Raw genomic sequence first — 20,735 nt, 5'->3', positions numbered from 1 at the left:
GTTAGGATTTATTGATATTAAAGGATATCCGTTATGGGTATCCTTTAATGATTTTAATCATTGTTTCCGCTAATTATTGGGGGTTATTTGGTGTGAATAGAAAACTATTAATACCATGTTCTACTAATTCCATTGTACCACCAAGACACCCAACAATTCTATTCCTGCTTCCATCGGAACGTCTCTACAATTATGCTAGGTGCATGAAAATTATTTTTAGCAATTCAGCACGGGTAAAAGGCTTAGTTAAATAACCTGAAGCACCAACAAATCTTGCTTTAACTTTATCCATAATTCCCTTGTTGCTAGTCACAAAAATAATGGGAGTATTTTTAAACATGGAATTATTGCGGATAATGCGACATAGTTCATAACCGTCAATTCCTGCCATATTCAAATCAAGTAAAATCAAATCAGGCTTATGTCGAATAATTGACATAATTGCTTTAACAGGTTCATTAATAGTCACCAAAGTAAAATTTTCATCTTGCAAATAGCGACTAATTTCCTTGAGAATAGTGGGACTATCATCTACAGAAATAATTTTGTAGTTTTTTTGTTTAATAGTCGTATTGACCGTGATTTTTTCCCCTTCAACTGGTGCTAATTGGACATCTTTATCTGCTTCAGGTGCATCAGCAATATCAGGTCCTAACTGTTGCACTACGGCATTTTCTGGAGAAATAATCGGAGTAGGTTGGGGAGTAAATGATTTATTCTCAATTAATAACTCTTTTCTATCTTCAGTAAATAGGAAAGAATGGGGATAAGTTTTTGGTAACTTATCAAATGGGGGATCAGGTTCATGTAAGACTATTGAACCTTTAACAATATAGGGGTATAAATTCAGGGCTAGTTGCAATTCATCCTGATTGAGAATAATCGCTAGATGACGTAAACTAAACCCCTTCATCCAATTGGTGAGATCAATAGGTAGTGGAGGTAATCTTTTATCATAAAATTTGCTACTAACTAATAAATATGGGCGCTGATAGGGAGAAGATATATATCTACCCAGATATCGCCAATTTTGTAACTTATTTTGGCATTGTTCTATGATAAAATTAATATCTAATTTACAAATTTTGGTAATATGATTGAGGCTTTCTGTTAATTCATAATTGCCAGTTTTTATGAGCAGAAAAGATTCCAGGACTTCTTCAACTAATTCTTGAATCAGTAAGGTTGCTTGAGTTGGAAGAATATGTTTTTGACTAATTAGCCAATTAATCGCTTTATATTCAGGAAGTTGACTAGGTAAATTCTGATGTTCTTCATTATCAAACATCAAGCGCATTTGTACACGCACTTCATTATCTACCAGGGGGATTCGTTGATGAAGACGACGCATCTGTCGTTCTAATCTATCAAAGGGTTCTACTGAATGAGTCGCATAAATAATTTTTCCTTGTTCAATATATATCAGCCAAGATACAGAGTTACTAAATGCTTGTAAACAGGTGGTTTCATAACAATTACTTAATTGTCTTAATAAACCCTGGGGTGATAGGTGAGTAAACGTGCCAATATTCTTCATAATTTTTACAATTTTTTGTGCGGATACATCAATATAGTTTTGAAAAAGATTAAATATCAGGCTGCAAGATGGTCATCATCACCTGTTATGGAATTATGAATATCGAGGACAAAAATCTTATCAAAATCATCGGATGGAAAGGTAACAATTTATGTGTTTTTCTATGGTGATTTTTCAGCATTTATCTCGATGAAAACGGACAGTTATGCAGATTTTGCGGTTATTTGATCGTAATCAAGGGTATCCACTTTATTCCAGTGATGATGGTGAGATTTTCCCAGGAATTTAAACTCATCAAATTTTATATTGATATTCCTCCTTTTTGTGGATTTAACAATGATGAATTTATGGCAGTTAAGACAGAGAAAATCCCTCATGGAATCTTTAAAAATTTATGGGGGTAAATGTATATATTGATTAGTAAGCATTCAGCCATCAACATTTAGCAGTCAAATTTTGTATTTTTTTGATTAAACATTCTGACTCCTAACACAGTGACTCCTGAATTCTCTGATGTTAACTGGAATTGAGACTATGGTAGACAGGCTACAACAACCAAGATTAAACATCATCACAATTTACTACTAACTTAGCAGTAATGATGAGTGGTTGAGATACTTGATATAAGTAGCTCAAACTAACATCTTGACTATACTAGCATCAGAAACTATATACTTTGAGAAAAAGGAAAATAAAGCTTTGGACTATAACATAACACAAAACGTTATGATTGATACATTTAATCTGGATCAAGCTGTAGAATTTGCTGAGAATCCCGAACCCCGTTGTCCATGCGTGCTGTTGCTAGATACATCTGGCTCTATGCAAGGGGAACGAATCGAAGCTTTAAATCAAGGCTTGCTAAGTTTAAAAGATGAACTAGTAAAAAATTCCTTAGCGGCTAGAAGGGTAGAAGTAGCAATTATTACTTTTGATAGTACAGTCAATATCGTGCAGGATTTTGTTACTGCGGATCAGTTTAACCCCCCTATTCTTACCGCCCAAGGCCTAACGATTATGGGATCGGGTATTCATAAAGCTTTAGATATTATTCAGGAGCGCAAATCCCAATATAGAACCAATGGCATTGCTTATTACCGTCCTTGGGTGTTTATGATTACCGATGGTGAACCCCAAGGAGAATTAGATCATGTTGTTGAACAAGCATCCCAAAGACTGCAAGGAGACGAATATAACAAGCGGGTGGCTTTCTTTACTGTAGGGGTAGAGAATGCAAATATGGCCAGATTAAGCCAAATTGCTGTGCGTAGTCCCCTCAAACTGAAGGGTTTAAACTTTATTGAGATGTTTGTTTGGCTCTCTGCGAGTATGTCAGCAGTATCTCATTCTAAATTAGATGAACAGGTTGCACTACCTCCCATTGGTTGGGGAACTGTTTAGTTAACATATAGCGGTATGCACTTGAATGAGATACAGAATTTACCTAAAAAACTATACACTCTCATGACTTTCAACTCTGTTCCCTATTCCCTGTTCCCTGCTATAACAGCTTAATGTTCAAATTGAACTAGCTGTGGAAAACAAATTATATGAATACATCAAAACAGATTTCTCAATGGCGTATAGTAGCAGCCTCTGTCTGTGGAACTAGCCACGTCAAAAACCAGCAACTTTGTCAGGATGCTCACCATTGGCAGGTATTAGCAAATAATGTGCTGGTGATAGCAGCAGCGGATGGGGCAGGTTCTGCTAAACTAGGAAAGGTGGGATCAATGATTGCTGTGGAAACGGCAATAGAACATCTTTCAATGCAAGAGATTACCAATGATGCCCTAGCTAATGATAATGTTTTGCGCTATTTGCTTACTAATACCATGTTAGTAGCCCGCAAAGCGATAGAAATGGAGGCAGATGCTGGTGAAAATCAACCCCAGGATTTGGCAACTACCTTAATTCTGATGATTGCTGCACCGAAAATTGTGGCTGTGGCGCAAATTGGAGATGGTGTAGCTGTAGGTAAGAATAGTATGGGACACTTGATAGCATTAACTACTCCTAGTAGTGGTGAATATATCAATGAAACAACCTTTTTAACATCTCCTGGTGCTGTAGAGACTGCCCAAATTAAATTATGGCGAGAAGACATTGTTAATGTTGGTGTTCTCACCGATGGACTACAAATGTTGGCTTTGAATATGATAGTAGGTGAACCTCACAAACCGTTTTTTTTGCCTTTGTTTGAGTTTGTCGCTAATGCCGAGGATAGAACATTAGCAAAAGAACATCTACAGAGGTTTTTAAGCTCCGAGAAGATTACCCAACGTACAGATGATGATTTGACTTTAGTTCTAGCTGCCTTTGGCAACCCATGATTGATTCTCATCAGTACACCTGTTGCAAAAATCTGTTTTACAGCCCTGGGAAAAACATATAAGAGAAAGGAACATAGCTGTTTTAACTGTTCCTGATTTCTTCTTTTTTCCCTAACTGTCAATTAATTTACATTACCTTAATTCTTCCATGCAGGTACTACGTCGTCTTCCCAATCCAGAAATTCTCAACTTCTGTGTCAGTGTGGGACATGGTGGTGAAGCTTGTATCTATGCAGTGCCATCGGATGAACATTTGGTAGCAAAAATCTATCATAAACCCACTACTAGCTATGCCCAAAAACTACAGGCGATGCTTGCTAATCCTCCTGTTAATCCTACGTCTAGTTTAGGACATATTTCTATTGCTTGGCCACAGGAGTTGTTAGAATCTGTAGATGGTAGTGGTAAGGTTGTTGGCTTTGTCATGCCAAGAATCCGGGGAATGCGGCCGATCATGGATTTTTATAATCCGGGGGTGCGCCGACAACATTGCCCATTATTCAATTATCAATATTTACTGCGAACTGCTCGCAATTTGGCGGCGGCTGTTGCGGCTTTGCACGCCAGCCAATATTGTATTGGTGATGTGAATGAGTCGAATATCTTGGTGAGTGATACGGCTTTGGTGACATTGGTAGATACAGATTCTTTCCAAGTTCCTGAACCATCCCAAAATATTGTTTATCGTTGTGCTGTGGGTAAGGCTGAGTATACGCCCCCAGAATTACAGAATAAGATTTTTGCTAACTATGATCGAGACAGCCATCATGATCTGTTTGGGTTAGCTGTGCTGATCTTCCAGTTATTAATGGAAGGTACTCACCCATTTTCGGGGATATTTCAGGGTGGTGTTGAACCTCCTCCCTATGAAGCACGGATCTTGGCTGGCCATTTTACCTATAGCCAGAAGAAACAAGTACCCTATTTACCAACGCCCATTTCTCCGAGTTGGGATTTTCTGCATCCCCAATTACAGGATTTGTTTGTGCGTTGTTTTGAAGATGGCCATAGTAATCCAAAGTTGCGCCCTAATGCTCAAACTTGGTTGTCGGCACTAACGGCGGTGGAAGAGAGTTTGATAACTTGTGGTACTAATCCTCAACATCTGTATCATAATCATTTGCAGAAGTGTCCTTGGTGTGAACGGGCGAAAAAATTAGGTGGTAGAGATCCGTTTCCCTCTCCAAGGGCGATCGCTTCCAAACAACATCTCCAACCCCGACGCAAATCAAAACGTCGTCATAGTCCTACCCCTAGAATTACCCAACCGCTAGGATCAAACTCCCCTGTATATAATTGGCAATCATCATCCAGTCAGTCGGTTTCGTCTCTATCCCCTACTAATAGGCTCAACCCCAAGATATATAGTGTGATTTTTAGTGTGATAGGTTTGGGTATTTTGGGCTATTTGGATGTGATGGTGAAGTTTACTCGTCCCTTGGTTTCCCAAAATCCTTATACTCAAGAAAGTTTGCTCTCGCGGACAGATAATCCTCCTCCACAGTCAAATCTGTCGTTTATGGATTACTATCAGCAGGGTGATCTTGCTTATCAACAGCAAGATTATCAACAAGCGATCACCAATTTTACTCAAGCTGTCAAGAAAAATCCCAAATATGCGAAAGGGTATGTAAATTTGGGTAATGCTCGCTATAATTTGAATGATTATGAAGGTGCATTAGCTAATTATAACCAAGCTTTGAAATTGAATCCTCAAGAAGTTAAAGCTTATGTAAATCGTGGCAATGTTTATTATATATTGGCGGATTATAGTAGCGATCCAGACAAGGAATATAAACAAGCGATCGCTGACTTTAACACTGCTATTAGTATAGATAAAAATGATGCTGAGGCTTATATCAGAAGAGGTATTGTCAGATTTGAAATTACCAAATATGTCAATAATTCTCTTGACGAATACCAAAAATCAATTGCCGATTTTACACAAGCAATGAAACTGAATTCATCGAAAGTAGAGGCTTATTTTCAACGAGGTCTAGTTCGATATCAAATTGCTCAATATAGTGCTAATTACTTAAAAGAATACCAACAAGCAATTTCTGATTTTAACGAGGCCTTAAAAATTAATCCCCGACTAGCTAAAGTTTATTTAAAGAGGGCTATGGTTCACTATGAGCTATCACAATATAGAGAAAATGGATCTGATAAAAATCATGTTCAAGCAGTAGCAGATTTGCAAACAGCCGCCAAAGTTTCTCTAGAGCAAGAGGATATGGATAATTATCAACAAGCCCTCAGCAATATGTGTATTATTGTAGCCAAAAAATGTGATACTGTTTTACCGAAATCAACTTTAGCAGGACAGAAGAATGCAGGTTGAAGGTTGACGATTGACTGTTCACTGGTAAAAGTACAATAATTAGGGGTTGCTGAAAAAGTTGTCTGTGAGGAGAGGGAACAGGGAACAGTGCGATCTGGGACTCCATTTGCCAAAACCTTGCACTTGCTTGTTCTTAAAATCCGCGAAACCCCTACTAATAACCGGTTATAGCTTTATTCAGCAAGCCCTAATTAGAAACAATCATGTAGAGACGTTCCACGGAACGTCTTTTTATTATGTGAGAATTCCGCAATGTATTTTTTGAGACTTAATAATTTTTTTATTGCCTATTACTTCCTGAAGATATGAATTTATTTATAAATATTTTACAGAGAAAATATCTTAATTTACTTTTTCTTTATCCTTTTAGAAAAAATTGCGGCTACATTATGATTATTATCTACCATAAGCATTGAGAAAAAATCATCATTGAACTACTCAGATATCATGGTGCATTCTCTACATTGTCTGGATATTAACAAACACCTGATAATCTTTGAGGTAATTATATGAAAGCGGTGATTTTAGCCGGCGGTTTAGGTACAAGGTTAAGCGAAGAAACCAGTATTAGACCCAAACCTATGGTAGAGGTTGGTGGTAAACCAATTCTCTGGCACATCATGAAGATTTATTCCGCTCATGGCATCAATGATTTTATCATTTGTTGCGGTTATAAAGGGTACATCATCAAAGAATACTTTGCTAATTATTTCTTACATATGTCAGACGTGACATTTGATATGCGATTTAATCAAATGAATGTCCATTCTGGATATGCAGAACCTTGGCGAGTCACCTTAGTAAATACAGGTGATAATACCATGACTGGCGGACGTTTAAAACAAGTTCGTGAACATATTGGTAATGAAACTTTTTGCTTTACCTATGGTGATGGTCTCAGTAATGTCAATATTACAGAATTAATTAAATTTCATAAACAACAAAACACATTAGCCACACTCAGTGCAGTCCAACCAGCAGGAAGATTTGGGGCGATTTCTTTAGGATACGAACAAACAAAAATTACCAGTTTTAAAGAAAAACCTGAAGGTGATGGTGCTTGGATTAATGGTGGTTATTTTGTCCTAGAACCACAAGTAATTGATTTTATTACGGATAGTTTAACAGTGTGGGAGAAAGAACCATTAGAAAAGTTAGCTGATTTAGAAGAATTATCTGCTTATAAACATGATGGTTTTTGGCAACCAATGGACACATTAAGAGATAAAAACTATCTAGAGGAACTTTGGCAACGTGGTAAAGCACCTTGGCAAGTTTGGTAATATTCCGTTACCATGATAAAATGAAAGTACGGATTAAATGAACCATGAAGACACGAAGGAAACGATGGCAGAAGAAAAGAAGATAGGTAAGGTACTCTTTCGCTGGGAAGGAAGTAGGAGTTTTGGATTTTCAATTTTAGATATTGGATTGGGGAAAGATTAATAATGTATGATTTTGCGATTATTGGCGGTGGTATAGTTGGACTTTCTACCGCCATGGCATTGGGAGAACGTCATCCAGATGCCAGAATTTTAGTGTTAGAAAAAGAGAGTCAATGGGCGTTTCATCAAACTGGTAATAATAGCGGTGTAATTCATTCTGGTATTTACTATAAACCAGGAAGTTTTAAGGCTAAATTTTGCCGTGATGGTAGTCGTTCCATGGTCGAATTTTGCCAGAAACATGATATTGATCATGACATTTGTGGTAAAGTCATTGTTGCTACTAATGAACAAGAATTACCACGACTCGAAAATCTCTACACACGGGGTTTAGAAAATGGCATTCCTGTTAAAATAATTAGTCCCGAAGAAGTAAAAGAAATTGAACCTCATGTCAGTTGTGTGGGGGGAATTCGGGTATTTAATACAGGAATAGTTAATTACAAACAAGTTTGTTTAAAATACGCCGAATTAATTCGCAATCAAGGAGGAGATTTACGTCTTAATACCCAAGTTTTACAAATTCGTCGTAGTGGTCAAAATCACGTATTAAAAACTAACAATGGCAGTTTTGAAACTCGATTTGTGATCAATTGTGCCGGATTACATAGCGATCGCATTGCAAAATTAGGTAAGGCTAACCCTGGAGCAAAAATCGTTCCTTTTCGCGGTGAATATTACGAACTTACCCCCGAAAACCGCTATCTAGTCAAAACTCTCATTTATCCAGTTCCTAACCCAGATTTCCCCTTTCTCGGCGTTCATTTCACCCGCATGATTGATAACAGCGTCCATGCTGGACCAAATGCAGTTCTCAGTCTCAAACGAGAAGGTTATAAAAAAACTGATTTTGACCTACGAGATTTTGCCGAAGTTATTACTTATCCTGGCTTTTGGAAACTAGCAGCTAAACACGCTGACGAAGGGATTCAAGAAATAATTCGTTCCTTTAGTAAAGCTGCTTTTGTCAAAAGTTTGCAAACACTAATTCCCGAAGTAAAAGCAGAAGATGTAATTCCTACCCATGCAGGAGTTCGCGCCCAAGCATTGATGAATAATGGTTCTCTAGTAGATGACTTTTTAATTATTGAAGGTGAAAACTCCATTCATGTTTGCAATGCACCCTCACCGGCGGCAACTTCTTCCTTAGAAATTGGTAAAGCCATAGTAGGAAAAATACCAGAACTCGCACATTTGCATAGTTTAGCTATTTAACAGCTACAAACAACAAAATTTACACCGCAAAAATTTTAACAATCATGAAGATTTTAGTGACCGGCACAGAAGGTTATCTTGGTTCTTTATTGCCTCCCTTATTAATGCAAAGAGGCTATGAAGTCATCGGAGTAGATACAGGTTTTTATAAAGTTGGTTGGTTATATAACGGCACGGAATTAACAGCTAAAACCCTCAATAAAGATATTCGTGATATTAATCCTGAAGATTTAGCAGGAGTGGACGCTATGGTTCACATGGCCGAATTATCTAACGATCCTACTGGTCAATTATCACCGACCATTACCTATGATATTAATCATTTAGGTTCAGTTCGTCTAGCCAATTTAGCAAAAACAATGGGAGTTCGGCGCTTTGTTTATATGTCCTCCTGTAGTGTGTATGGTGTGGCTAGTGAAAGCGATGTCACAGAAGAATCTCCTGTAAATCCCCAAACAGCTTACGCCGAATGTAAAACCTTAGTAGAAAGAGATGTTCAACCATTAGCTAATGATGATTTCTCTCCTACTTTTATGCGAAATGCCACAGCTTTTGGTGCTTCCCCTAGAATGCGATTTGATATTGTTTTAAATAACTTAGCCGGGTTAGCTTGGACAACTAAAGAAATTAAAATGACCAGTGATGGTACACCGTGGCGGCCATTAGTTCACGCCTTGGATATTTGTAAAGCCATTATTTGTGCATTAGAAGCACCCAGAGATGTTATTCATAATCAAATTTTTAACGTGGGTGATACTGCGAATAACTACCGAGTTAAAGAAATTGCAGAAATCGTAGCTGAGGTTTTTGCTGGTTGTAAATTATCCTTTGGTAATAATGGTTCAGATAATCGCAGCTATCGCGTATCCTTTGCAAAAATCAATAGTATTTTACCAGGATTTAAGTGTGATTGGAATGCTCAAAGAGGGGCAGAACAATTATTTAGTTTGTTCAAGCAAATTGACATGACTGAAGATACCTTCTTGTTTAGAGGATTCACCCGTTTGAAACAATTAGAATATCTCATTCGCACAGAACAAATTAATCAAGACTTTTTCTGGAATAAACAGTAAAAATAATCATTCCAAGTTCGTAGTGAGGAATTTATTCCTCCTTTGAGGACTGAAGTCCTCAATCTCACTTTGCTCTATTCATTGTCGGCTAAATGTCTTAAAAAAGATGGAATTTGTATCACTAATCTTTCCGATTTAGCACAACAGGAAGTGCTAGAAGGTAGAACTTCTCAAGTGCGGAGTACCCGAAATAAGGATAACTAATTTCTTAGAATTCAGGAGTATGGCTAGTGTCACACTATGCTTTGAGCAAACTACGTGAACGCTATTAGGAGTTGAGCAGAAAGAAGAAAAAAGTAAATTTCTGCTCACCTGTTCTCTGGTGTATCGAGTTTTTTGTATCCTGAATCCTGAGACTAATGGTTTATTACGATTGAACTGGAAATAACTAATTAATGAAGAGTAAATATGATGATCAATACAATCAAAGCTAAAACATCAGCACTAGCTTATGAATTAAATTATATACAGGCATTAGTAAGGCATCACAAAAATTTACCTGAATTAACAGCAAGCGATCGCTTAATTCTTAATTCCCTCAAACGTGATTGTATTTATATGACAAATCTCACGGATTTAGGTTTTAGCTCAACTTCCACCTTACTAAATGCTGCTCATTCTCTATTACCAAGTATGGTAAAAGATGACCATAGTGATCCATTACGAAATCCACCAAAAATCTATACTGTTACAGATTTACCCGAATTTTCCAACTGGGTAAAAGAAACAAGATTACTCAAGATTATCGAAAATTATATTGGTCTTCCTGTTGCCTATCAGGGCGTACATTTACGCAAAGATTTTGCCTGTAGAGATCAGTTTGCCACATTACTATGGCATAGGGATATAGAAGATAGAAGATTTATCAAAATCATTGTTTACTTAAATGATGTAGAAACAAAGCATGGTCCTTTTGAATATATTCCATTGTCTTATACTTCTTTCTATCATCCTAATTATTACCGAATTAAATCTAAAATTAATACTTCGGGAGGAATAAACGATGAAACACTAAATCAGATTATCCCCAAATCAGCTTGGAAGTCTTGTCCAGGTCCTGCTGGTACAGTGATTATTGTTGATACAAGAAGACTTTTACATCATGGTACTCTCCGCACGGAAGAAAGATCAACATTATTTTTTGCCTACGGTTCTACTGCTCGCAAACAACCAGAACTTTGTAATCATTTCTGGGATGATTCTCATTTCAAACCTGTTTTGTCTAGGCAATATGCTCAGGGTATAAATAATTAATTGTTGTCTGTTAATAAAAATTTAGAAGATCCTAATTTTTTTGCCAATTACCAATTCTACATAGGATGATAACCCATGATTTTTACTGCTACTAAACTTGCTGGTGCTTTCATTATTGACCTAGAAGAAAAGCCTGATTCGCGCGGTTTTTTTGCTCGGACTTTCTGCGCCGATGAATTTTTATCTCATGGTTTAAAACCAACAGTTGCCCAATGTAACTTATCTTTTAATCATCAAAAAGGTACATTGCGGGGAATGCACTATCAAACTCTACCCGCAGCAGAAACAAAATTGATTCGCTGCACTCAAGGAGCTATTTATGATGTAATTATTGATATGCGTCCTGAATCTCCCACTTATTTATCCCATATTGGTGTAGAACTAACTGCCCAAAATCGTCGCGCGTTATATGTACCAGAAATGTTTGCCCATGGTTATCAAGCGTTAACCGATGGTGCAGAAGTTGTTTATCAAGTGGGTGAATTTTACACACCAGGATATGAACGAGGTTTGCGTTATAACGATCCGATGTTAGAAATTTCTTGGCCTATGAATGTGACAGAAATTTCTGATAAAGATCGCAATTGGCCTTTACTAGAATCTATTTTAATCGGAGTTTAATTATGATCATTGTAGATAAAGCCTTAGAAGCACGGGCGGCATTAGGTAAACCTGTAAAAGTAGCCATGATTGGTGCTGGTTTTATGGGTCGAGGCATTGCCAATCAAATTATCAATTCTGTGCCGGGGATGGAGTTGGTAGCTATTGCTAACCGACATATTGATACAGCAAAACGAGCTTATTTAGAAGCAGGAATTGAGGAAATTAACATTGTTGATAATTTAGCTGATTTAGAAGATGTGATCGCTCAAGGCAAATATGCGATCAGCGAAGATGCCATGTTGCTATGCCAAGCCGAAGGTATAGATGCAATCATTGAAGTTACAGGTACGATTGAATACGCAGCTCATTTAGTCATGTGTGCGATCGCTCACCAAAAGCATATCATCTTAATGAATGCCGAACTTGATGGTACAATTGGCCCCATCCTCAAAGTCCATGCAGACCGCGGTGGAGTCATCCTTACCGCCTGTGACGGCGACCAACCAGGGGTAGAAATGAACCTCTACCGCTTTGTCAAAAGCATCGGGTTAAAACCCCTCCTATGCGGCAACATCAAAGGTTTACAAGACCCCTACCGTAACCCCACCACTCAAGCAGGTTTTGCCCAACGCTGGGGACAAAATCCCGCTATGGTGACAAGCTTTGCCGATGGTACGAAAATTTCCTTTGAGCAAGCCATAGTCGCCAACGGTACCGGCATGAAAGTCGCCAAGCGGGGAATGTTGGGCTATGACTACACAGGTCATGTAGATGAAATGACCAAAATGTATGACATTGACCAACTCCAAGAATTAGGCGGTATCGTTGATTACGTTGTCGGTACTAAACCAGGTCCAGGAGTATTTGTCTTTGCCACCCACGAAGACCCCAAACAACGGCACTATCTCAACCTTTATAAACTAGGTGAGGGTCCCCTATACAGCTTCTACACCCCCTATCACCTCTGCCATTTTGAAGTTCCCCTCTCCGTCGCTCGCGCTGTCCTCTTCCATGATGCTGTTCTTGCACCCATCGCTGGGCCAGTGGTGGATGTAGTTACCACCGCCAAAATTGACCTCCAAGCCGGAGATATCCTAGATGGTATTGGTTATTACATGACCTATGGACAATGTGAAAATTCCCCCATAGTTCAACAACAAAACCTCTTACCCATGGGTCTAGCGGAAGGATGCCGCCTAAAACGTGATATTCCCAAAGATCAAGTCCTCACCTATGATGATGTGGAATTACCAGAAGGTAGACTGTGCGATAAATTACGGGCAGAACAAGCAGTTTATTTTCCTCCTGCCAAAACCTTAGCCCTGACAAAATAGTTTTTCCAGAAGGCAGGAGGAAGATGAGAATGTAAAGACGTTCCGGTGGAACCTCTCTACAAGGGTTTCAAGCCACGAACATTTAATTACCACCAGATGTCTATTGGATTTAAACCCAAATGGGCGATCATAAATTAGTTGTAAACAATAAATATCCCCAACTTCTGATTTTATCTTATAAATAAATAATGAGTAGGTGTAATTCATGAATTACTCCTACTTTAATTCAGTTTTGTGTAAATCCTCAATTCATAAAAAGTTTTATGGGCGAAGCATTTGGGCGGTATCCTAGCCCCAAAACCATTGATTTTATGTCCGAATGCTTCGCCCTTACTAGAGCATAAAAATTAAGCCTCATCCACAATCGTCAACTACTAAATTATAGGGAATCCGGTATGAAAATTGCCCTCGTTCATGATTACTTAACCCAGCGCGGAGGAGCGGAGCGCGTATTTGAACTATTGTGTAACCGCTATCCTGAAGCTGATATTTTTACCTCATTATATGATGCACAAAAAAGTATAGATTTCGGTGAGAGAATTATTAATACCACATTTTTACAAAAAATTCCTGGTGCAACAAAATATTTTCGGATGTTAGCTCCCCTATATTTTCCTGCCTTTCGCGCCTTGGATCTCCAAGATTATGATCTAATTATTAGCAGTAGCACCAGTTTTGCCAAAGCAGTACGGAAAAAAAACCAAGCTAAACATATTTGTTTTTGTCATAATGTTACCCGGTTTTTATGGGATACAGAAACTTATTTACGGGAATACGGAGATTATAGATACTTTGCTCCGTTGATTGAAAAAGTATTTCAAATGATGCGGAATGTAGACCTAAAATACGCTCAAGAACCAGATTTGTACATTGCCAACTCTAGCATTGTTGCCCGAAGGATTCAAAATATTTATCACAAACAAGCCCTGGTTATTAACTATCCAATTGATACCAACAACTTTGTTTTTTCTGATACTAAAGAAGAATACTACCTGGCATCGGCGCGGATGATAAGTTATAAACGTCTTGATATAATAGTCGAAGCCTTTAATTGGCTCGGCTGGAATTTATTAATATCAGGTGATGGACCAGAACAAGAAAGATTAAAAGCCCAGGCATTACCCAACATCCAATTTTTAGGTCATGTCAGTGATAAAGAACGCAAAAATTTATTCTCTAAAGCCAAATCAATTATTGTGGCGGCTTTAGAAGATTATGGATTAGTTCCAGTCGAGGCTAATGCTAGTGGTACACCAGTAATTGCCTATGGAGCAGGAGGAGTATTAGATACTCAAATACCAGGAAAAACAGGTGTATTTTTTAAGAGACAAACGCCCTGCTCTTTACAAACAGCATTACTAGAAGCTGGAGAAATAGCTTGGGATTACGAAACCATTCGTAATCATGCCATTAGCAATTTCTCGGAACAGTCATTTTTTAGTAAAGTTGGGCAAATTATTGATCATACTACTGGCAAATGGCAACTTAATTAAGGCAGGAGGCCATTTTAGTAACTGTGATTTATACCCGATTATTTCCCTAACTAATCAAATCGAAAATTATAAAAAGCTCGTCTAATTTGCTTTTTCCGTTTTTAATTTCAGGCTGCGTTATTAATGGTGTGCATCGCTAATTGACATGATTTTTAGGTGTTTGCATAGTGTATCGCAGATAAGGATAATAAAAGTGGTTCAAACTAGTCTAAATCCCCATATAAATCCCATATCCGAACCAGAAGCTGGTTATGGTCAAATGTTTGCCGTCATGCTGCGGCGGTTTCCCTGGTTATTGTTAGTATTTCTCAGTTCTACAGCTATAGCTGGGATCGTGACATTAAAAACACCACCCAGTTTCAAAAGCACCATGCAATTGTTAATAGAACCTAACTATCAAGGTAAGCAAGAAACTGATAACACCGAAAGTCAATTTACCGATAGTACAGTCGAGATAGACACGGCTACTCAATTAAATTTGATGCAGAGTTCTGGACTACTGCAAAAGGCAGTTAATAAACTCAAAGCTGAATATCCAGATTTTACCGTAGCGAATTTAAAAAGTTCCTTGGTTTTAACTCAAATTAAGACTCCAGACGATAATATTGCTACAAAAATCTTTCAAGTAGATTATACCGATAACGATCCAGTCAAAACTAAAAAAGTTCTCAATACCATTCAGGAAGTTTATTTAGAATACAATAAACAACAGCAAAATTCACGCTTACAAAAAGGTTTACAAGTCATTAGAGATCAATTAAGAAAAGCTACCGATGAAGTTACAGCTTCGGAAGCAAATCTCCAACGGTTTCGGAGAAATCAGAATTTAATTGATCCAGAAACTCAAGCCCGAACCCTAGAGACATCTTTAAATACAGTCCAACAGGAAAGACAAACCACTCGTTCTCTCTATGAAGAGGCCTTAGCAAAGCAAAAATCTCTGCAAGCACAACTTAACCGTTCTCCACAAAATGCCTTAGTTTCTTCTCGTTTAAGTCAATCTACCCGCTACCAAAGTTTACTTAATGAAATTCAAAGAACCGAACTAGCTTTAGCCCAGGAACGTTTACGTTTTACAGATGATACTCCCAGTGTGCAAAAATTGACCGAACAATTACAAAGTCAAAAACAACTTTTACAAAAAGAAGTTAGCAGAACTTTAGGAGAAAGAAGCAATTCCACCTTTAGTTCTAGAGATAATCTTTTAGAACAAGGACAACTGGGGCAAATTGATCTAACCCTCACAGGTCAGTTAGTAGAAACTCAAACCACAATAGTTTCATTAAGCGCCCGCGATCAAACTTTAGCGGACAAAGAGCGACAATTACAAGCCGAATTGAAGCGGTTTCCTGCTCTGTTAGCTTATTACAATCGCATCTTGCCACAATTGCAATTTAGCCGAGAAAGATTAGAACAATTACTAAGATCAGAACAAAAATTACGCCAAGAACTTTCTAAAGGTGGATTTAATTGGGAAGTAGTAGAACCACCTGAAGACGGTGTGCAAACTGGGCCTAATATGAGACAAAATCTATTATTAGGTGGAGTCATTGGTTTAATGTTAGGAGGAATAGCCGCCTTTATTCGGGAAGCCTCTGATGATGCTGTACATACCACTGCGGAATTAGAAAAACAGGCAGCTCTACCATTATTAGGAACAACTCCTAAATTGCCTCCAGCTAAACCTAGAGAATCAATGATCAAGTTGCCATTTGGTAAACCAGAAGTGCTGGCCCCCTGGACAATTCAAGTATTACAATCTCCGCCCCGTTGGGAATCATTGGATCTGATTTATAAAAATATTGAACTACTCAATAATGTTTCCGATTTAAGATCCTTAATGGTAACATCAGCCTTACCAGATGATGGTAAATCAGCCCTAGCTTTAGGGTTAGCCATGAGTGCGGCTCGTTTGCATAAAAAGGTCTTATTAATTGATGCTAATTTACGGGATCCTAACCTGCACAAACAGCTAAATTTACCTAATGAACAGGGGCTTTCTACTCTGTTAGAAAGTGAAGTAATTATCCCTAATCAAATTAGTGTTCCCTACTCTGGCTCATCTTATATTGATATTTTGACTGCCGGACCCATACCGATCGATCCTGCCCATCTTTTAAGTTCTCCCCGGATGATAGAATTGATGGCTGCATTTGAAAAAAACTATGATTTAGTCCTCATAGATGCTCCTTCAGTTCTTGGTTTAGTGGATGCTATGCTCACAGCATCATCTTGTCGCAGTGTGGTGATGATGGCCAGCATGGGTAAAGTTACCCGCACCCAACTAAATCAAGCCACAAAAATGTTGAGTAAGTTAAATTTAATTGGTGTTGTTGCTAATGGCGCATCTCCATCTGATAGCACCTATGTACCCTATGTCAAACCAAAGCAATTAGTTCTGCAACAAGCATTGGAAGAATAAATCAGAATATTTGCTCAATATTCAACCACATACAAGATATTTACCCCCCGGCTTTGCCGTCCCCCCTTACAAGCTACGGTGTATACACAAGTCTTCCTTTTCTGCTAATTTAGCCCCCTAAATCCCCCAAATTTGGGGGACTTTGAAATTCTTATTCCCCCAGAATTGGGGGTTAGGGGGTATGAAAACCATAAGAGGTAACTTGATTAAACTTCTGTGTACAGGGTAGCTCTTACAAGGGAGGACTACAGGGGGTATTTTTATGTGAATTTTCATACAGAATTACTATTAGGTCAAAAAATCAAATCAACATAAAACATTCATTATTTTATTTAGTTACCATCAATTCATTTTATCAAAACTTAATAGGTTACATAAAAAAGTAATCTTTATTTGAAGAATAAATAAAGAAGTTGCTTATTGATGATCTATTTCTTGATATTCTTATATTCTAGAGATTGAAACACCAAAACCAGAAAATTCAGGGGGAACTGGTTCATGGTTCTGAAAAAAATAAGTATTTTGGTAATAATTCAGGTGAGGCAATAAGATCCGCGACTTCTAATATCAATTTGTAATTTATGAACACACTCAATAAAAGAAGTCGGTGTTCTGGCTACGAATGACTACTGTAGCTGAATACTTAGTTATGTTGGACTGAGTTGATATATCCTCCTCAATTACTTTCAGAATCAAGACATTCAAGATTTTATCGAAATTATTCCCGATCATAGTGGTGACAATTAATCCTGTGATCATAATAATAACTGTGTTGAATTTTTACTTATCTGAGTTAATTTTTGGCTACTTTATCACTACTTATATATATGCAAAGCTCTCTCATTTCTAGTCACAATCATAACTCCATTATCTCCAATAAATCTGAACATCTTAGTTTTCTATCTTGTCGCTTACAATGGCGCATGGGCAAGTTATTGGTGAAAAATTCGGAAACATTTTCACAGCCATATTTAGCTTCTCTAGAGAATAAACAGTCGCTTATAGAGTGTTTAAAACATTCTCCTGTTAGTTTAGTCAGTATAGATCCAAAAATCGATCCTGCTGTGATCAAGGTTTGGGCAGATGCTTGTGAGGAAGCGAATAAACCTATATTTATGAATATTCCTGGTTATCAAAAGTTCCCACAAACAGGTAATCAAATTTTCACAGGTTTAGCTAGAATTATAGACTGGACTGTAGCTTTATTTTTAGTCTTTTTGATGAGTCCATTTTTGCTACCAGGATTAATCTTGATGCAAATGTCATCTCCCAATTTCCTGTTTGATTATCAGTGGTATGTCGGTGAAAAATTTCAACTGGTACGGAATATTAAGTTTAGAACCAATATCTCAGTTGATGTCAGCAGTTTACATATTATTAGTATGACTAAATACTGTTTAGAAAAATACTTTAATTTAGTCAATGTATTACAATGGAAAACCCGCTTAATAGGATATCATTATTTATCTTTAGAAGATGCAATTCGTTTAAGTTTAGAAAAACAGCACCAGAAGTTAAATAAAGAACATAAATTTATGAAAGTAGCTTAGAATTTTCAAAATAAAAAATGTTTCCTGGTTGGACATTTTCTACTATAAATTATCTATTTAATCCCATATCTTACAGCTTCATCATTATAACCAGAATAAAGATTAGGCAATACTTACCAATCTTGATTGATGATCTGTAAGATAGGCACAAAATCAGGAAATTTCTACAAAAAATCAGCTTAAATAGTATTGTAAATACTATTATTTTGTAATTAATTTAATTGCAAAATATCAATAATTGTTACCTAGTTAATACTGAAAAATATCATCTCAAATTTTATGATTTTAAAATTTCTACCATCATTCTGGAAAATATTTAAGTCCACAAATTTCTGGCACAATAATCGCTTAATTTTACGAGAATTTCAACACTTCCGACTTGTGGCAGTTTTAGCCTTAGTATTTTCAATTTTAGCCGCAAGTTTTGAAGGCTTCGGTTTAGGATTTTTATTGGTATTTTTGCAAAGTTTAACCACTCTTGGAAGTGAACCTGTGAAAACAGGAATTGAGTGGTTTGATATTTTAATCTTAGGAATTAATACTTCAGCAACAGAACGATTATATCGCATATCCACTTTAATCGTCATTACAACCTGTATGCGGGCATCCTTCAATTATTTAGCCCAAGTTTGTATTAATTTTAGTGAAATAAGTTTAGTAGACAGTCTTCGGAAACGAATTTTTGAACAATTAGAAGCACAAACTCTCAATTATTTTAATCATAAAAAATCGGGAGAATTAGTGAATATACTCACTAATGAAATGGAGCGCATTAGACAGTTATTTGGTGGTATCGCTTTCTTCATAACTAGAAGCTTTGCAATCATTGTCTATTCTACTTCATTGTTTATGCTTTCATGGAAACTTTCCATAGTGGCAATTTTATTATTTAGTCTTGTCGCCGTGGGATTATCTACTCTGAATAAACAAATTAGAGAACGTAGTTTTGGCATTACCACAGCTAATGATAATTTTACTTCTAGAACCCTTGAATTTATTGAAGGTATCCGTACAATTCATGCTTTTTCTACTCAAGAATTTGAGCGCGAAAGATATTATCAAGCAAGTGAAAAAATAGTTAGTACCATAAAAAGTATTGATGTAATTTCTTTAGTAGTTAAACCTGTCGCTGAAAGTGTATCTACTCTGATTCTGATTGGTATGATTATCGTGGCATTAACTACGGGTTTAATGGAGGTTTCTGCTTTGTTAACCTTCTGTTTTGTCCTGTTTCGGATTATACCAATGATTCAAGATATCAATGGAGTTCTAGCTTTTTTAACTACTCAAGCAGGAGCAGTAGAAAATATCAAGGATCTGTTAAAATCTGATGGTAAGGTATATTTTAAAAATGGCACATTGAAATTTCCAGGTTTAAAAAGATCCATTGATTTAGTATCTGTAGATTTTAATTATAATCATAATCAGCGAGTTTTACACAATATTACTCTCTCAATTAAACAAGGTGAAATGACAGCCTTAGTCGGTGGATCTGGTGCTGGGAAAACTACACTGGCAGATTTAATTCCTCGTTTCCATGATACGACCGAGGGCTACATTTATATAGATGATGTGGATATTCGTAAATTTGAAATTCACTCTCTACGTCATCAGATAGCAGTTGTCAGTCAAAATACATTTATTTTCAATACTTCAGTTTGGAAAAATATTGCTTACGGTACACCTACAGCTACAGAAGCAGAAATTAAAGAAGCCGCTAAACTGGCAAATGCTCTAGAATTTATTGAAGAAATGCCCGAAGGATTTAGAACACAATTAGGAGATAGAGGTGTACGTTTATCAGGAGGACAAAAACAAAGAATTGCGATCGCCCGGGCATTGCTAAGAAATCCAGAAATATTGATTTTAGATGAAGCTACAAGTGCTTTAGATTCTGTATCTGAACGTTTAATTCAAGAGTCGCTAGAACAGCTATCTGTGGGACGGACTGTAATTGTCATTGCTCACCGTCTTTCTACTATTGCCAAAGCCAATAAAGTCGTAGTTTTAGAACAGGGAAGAATTGTAGAACAGGGTAAATATCAAGAACTTTTAGAAATGCAAGGTAAACTTTGGCAATATCACCAAATGCAGTATGAACTGACTCCTAATAATGATATTTAATCACTAAAAAT

Annotated in this window: 15 protein-coding genes; 14 read left to right on the top strand and 1 reads right to left on the bottom strand. The window is 37.1% G+C overall.

Features of this window, described 5'->3' with window-relative positions; all coding sequences use genetic code 11:
- Positions 1-190: 190 nt before the first annotated feature.
- Positions 191-1,537 carry a response regulator gene (locus tag CUN59_RS11580; protein WP_104387983.1) on the bottom strand — a complete coding sequence of 449 codons (1,347 nt, stop codon included), beginning with the start codon at positions 1,535-1,537 and terminating at the stop codon, positions 191-193.
- A 726-nt stretch (positions 1,538-2,263) separates the two neighbouring features.
- Between CUN59_RS11580 and CUN59_RS11575 the strand changes: the two genes are divergently transcribed.
- From CUN59_RS11575 to hepA, 14 genes are all read left to right on the top strand, one after another.
- Positions 2,264-2,938 carry a vWA domain-containing protein gene (locus CUN59_RS11575; RefSeq protein WP_104387982.1) on the top strand — a complete coding sequence of 225 codons (675 nt, stop codon included), beginning with the start codon at positions 2,264-2,266 and terminating at the stop codon, positions 2,936-2,938.
- A gap of 149 nt (positions 2,939-3,087) precedes the next feature.
- Positions 3,088-3,870: a PP2C family serine/threonine-protein phosphatase gene (locus tag CUN59_RS11570; protein WP_104387981.1), complete on the top strand. Its 783-nt coding sequence runs from the start codon at positions 3,088-3,090 to the stop codon at positions 3,868-3,870.
- Positions 3,871-4,018: 148 nt separating this feature from the next.
- A complete protein-coding gene (locus CUN59_RS11565; protein ID WP_104387980.1) occupies positions 4,019-6,211 on the top strand; it encodes a tetratricopeptide repeat protein in 2,193 nt (730 codons plus the stop codon).
- Positions 6,212-6,720: 509 nt separating this feature from the next.
- The gene (rfbF, locus tag CUN59_RS11560; protein WP_104387979.1) at positions 6,721-7,494 is read left to right on the top strand and encodes a glucose-1-phosphate cytidylyltransferase; all 774 of its coding nucleotides are present in this window, start codon (positions 6,721-6,723) and stop codon (positions 7,492-7,494) included.
- A gap of 165 nt (positions 7,495-7,659) precedes the next feature.
- Positions 7,660-8,871 carry an L-2-hydroxyglutarate dehydrogenase gene (gene lhgD, locus CUN59_RS11555; protein ID WP_104387978.1) on the top strand — a complete coding sequence of 404 codons (1,212 nt, stop codon included), beginning with the start codon at positions 7,660-7,662 and terminating at the stop codon, positions 8,869-8,871.
- A 44-nt stretch (positions 8,872-8,915) separates the two neighbouring features.
- Positions 8,916-9,944 (top strand): NAD-dependent epimerase/dehydratase family protein, encoded by a 1,029-nt coding sequence (locus tag CUN59_RS11550; RefSeq protein WP_104387977.1) that lies wholly within the window; start codon positions 8,916-8,918, stop codon positions 9,942-9,944.
- 69 nt (positions 9,945-10,013) lie between these two features.
- Positions 10,014-10,148 carry a hypothetical protein gene (locus tag CUN59_RS22330; protein ID WP_279327301.1) on the top strand — a complete coding sequence of 45 codons (135 nt, stop codon included), beginning with the start codon at positions 10,014-10,016 and terminating at the stop codon, positions 10,146-10,148.
- 207 nt (positions 10,149-10,355) lie between these two features.
- Complete coding sequence (locus CUN59_RS11545; RefSeq protein ID WP_104387976.1) at positions 10,356-11,198, top strand: phytanoyl-CoA dioxygenase family protein; 843 nt, start codon at positions 10,356-10,358, stop codon at positions 11,196-11,198.
- Positions 11,199-11,273: 75 nt separating this feature from the next.
- Positions 11,274-11,819: a dTDP-4-dehydrorhamnose 3,5-epimerase gene (gene rfbC / locus CUN59_RS11540; RefSeq protein ID WP_104387975.1), complete on the top strand. Its 546-nt coding sequence runs from the start codon at positions 11,274-11,276 to the stop codon at positions 11,817-11,819.
- Between the two features lie 2 nt (positions 11,820-11,821).
- Positions 11,822-13,135 (top strand): NAD(P)H-dependent oxidoreductase, encoded by a 1,314-nt coding sequence (locus CUN59_RS11535; protein WP_104387974.1) that lies wholly within the window; start codon positions 11,822-11,824, stop codon positions 13,133-13,135.
- A gap of 395 nt (positions 13,136-13,530) precedes the next feature.
- Positions 13,531-14,628 carry a glycosyltransferase gene (locus CUN59_RS11530; protein WP_104387973.1) on the top strand — a complete coding sequence of 366 codons (1,098 nt, stop codon included), beginning with the start codon at positions 13,531-13,533 and terminating at the stop codon, positions 14,626-14,628.
- Between the two features lie 193 nt (positions 14,629-14,821).
- Positions 14,822-17,050, top strand: coding sequence for a GumC family protein (locus CUN59_RS11525; RefSeq protein WP_104387972.1), 2,229 nt, complete (start codon positions 14,822-14,824; stop codon positions 17,048-17,050).
- 827 nt (positions 17,051-17,877) lie between these two features.
- Positions 17,878-18,600: a heterocyst development glycosyltransferase HepC gene (gene hepC / locus CUN59_RS11520; protein WP_104387971.1), complete on the top strand. Its 723-nt coding sequence runs from the start codon at positions 17,878-17,880 to the stop codon at positions 18,598-18,600.
- Positions 18,601-18,879: 279 nt separating this feature from the next.
- Positions 18,880-20,724, top strand: coding sequence for a heterocyst formation ABC transporter subunit HepA (gene hepA, locus CUN59_RS11515; protein ID WP_104387970.1), 1,845 nt, complete (start codon positions 18,880-18,882; stop codon positions 20,722-20,724).
- Positions 20,725-20,735: the final 11 nt, after the last annotated feature.

Origin of the sequence: Cuspidothrix issatschenkoi CHARLIE-1 (assembly GCF_002934005.1) — a bacterium.
Taxonomy (GTDB): domain Bacteria; phylum Cyanobacteriota; class Cyanobacteriia; order Cyanobacteriales; family Nostocaceae; genus Cuspidothrix; species Cuspidothrix issatschenkoi.
The sequence above is the reverse complement of the archived record's forward strand: the minus strand, read 5'-3'. Positions and strand labels throughout refer to the sequence as shown.

Bases quoted from the DNA above. Each gene is read 5' to 3' on its own strand.
- CUN59_RS11535 (WP_104387974.1), top strand. From the start codon at position 11,822: ATGATCATTGTAGATAAAGCCTTAGAAGCACGGGCGGCATTAGGTAAA.
- lhgD (WP_104387978.1), top strand. From the start codon at position 7,660: ATGTATGATTTTGCGATTATTGGCGGTGGTATAGTTGGACTTTCTACC.
- hepA (WP_104387970.1), top strand. From the start codon at position 18,880: ATGATTTTAAAATTTCTACCATCATTCTGGAAAATATTTAAGTCCACA.
- CUN59_RS11530 (WP_104387973.1), top strand. From the start codon at position 13,531: ATGAAAATTGCCCTCGTTCATGATTACTTAACCCAGCGCGGAGGAGCG.
- hepC (WP_104387971.1), top strand. From the start codon at position 17,878: ATGCAAAGCTCTCTCATTTCTAGTCACAATCATAACTCCATTATCTCC.
- rfbC (WP_104387975.1), top strand. From the start codon at position 11,274: ATGATTTTTACTGCTACTAAACTTGCTGGTGCTTTCATTATTGACCTA.
- CUN59_RS11580 (WP_104387983.1), bottom strand. From the start codon at position 1,537: ATGAAGAATATTGGCACGTTTACTCACCTATCACCCCAGGGTTTATTA.
- CUN59_RS11545 (WP_104387976.1), top strand. From the start codon at position 10,356: ATGATCAATACAATCAAAGCTAAAACATCAGCACTAGCTTATGAATTA.
- CUN59_RS11565 (WP_104387980.1), top strand. From the start codon at position 4,019: ATGCAGGTACTACGTCGTCTTCCCAATCCAGAAATTCTCAACTTCTGT.
- CUN59_RS11550 (WP_104387977.1), top strand. From the start codon at position 8,916: ATGAAGATTTTAGTGACCGGCACAGAAGGTTATCTTGGTTCTTTATTG.
- CUN59_RS11575 (WP_104387982.1), top strand. From the start codon at position 2,264: ATGATTGATACATTTAATCTGGATCAAGCTGTAGAATTTGCTGAGAAT.
- CUN59_RS11570 (WP_104387981.1), top strand. From the start codon at position 3,088: ATGAATACATCAAAACAGATTTCTCAATGGCGTATAGTAGCAGCCTCT.
- rfbF (WP_104387979.1), top strand. From the start codon at position 6,721: ATGAAAGCGGTGATTTTAGCCGGCGGTTTAGGTACAAGGTTAAGCGAA.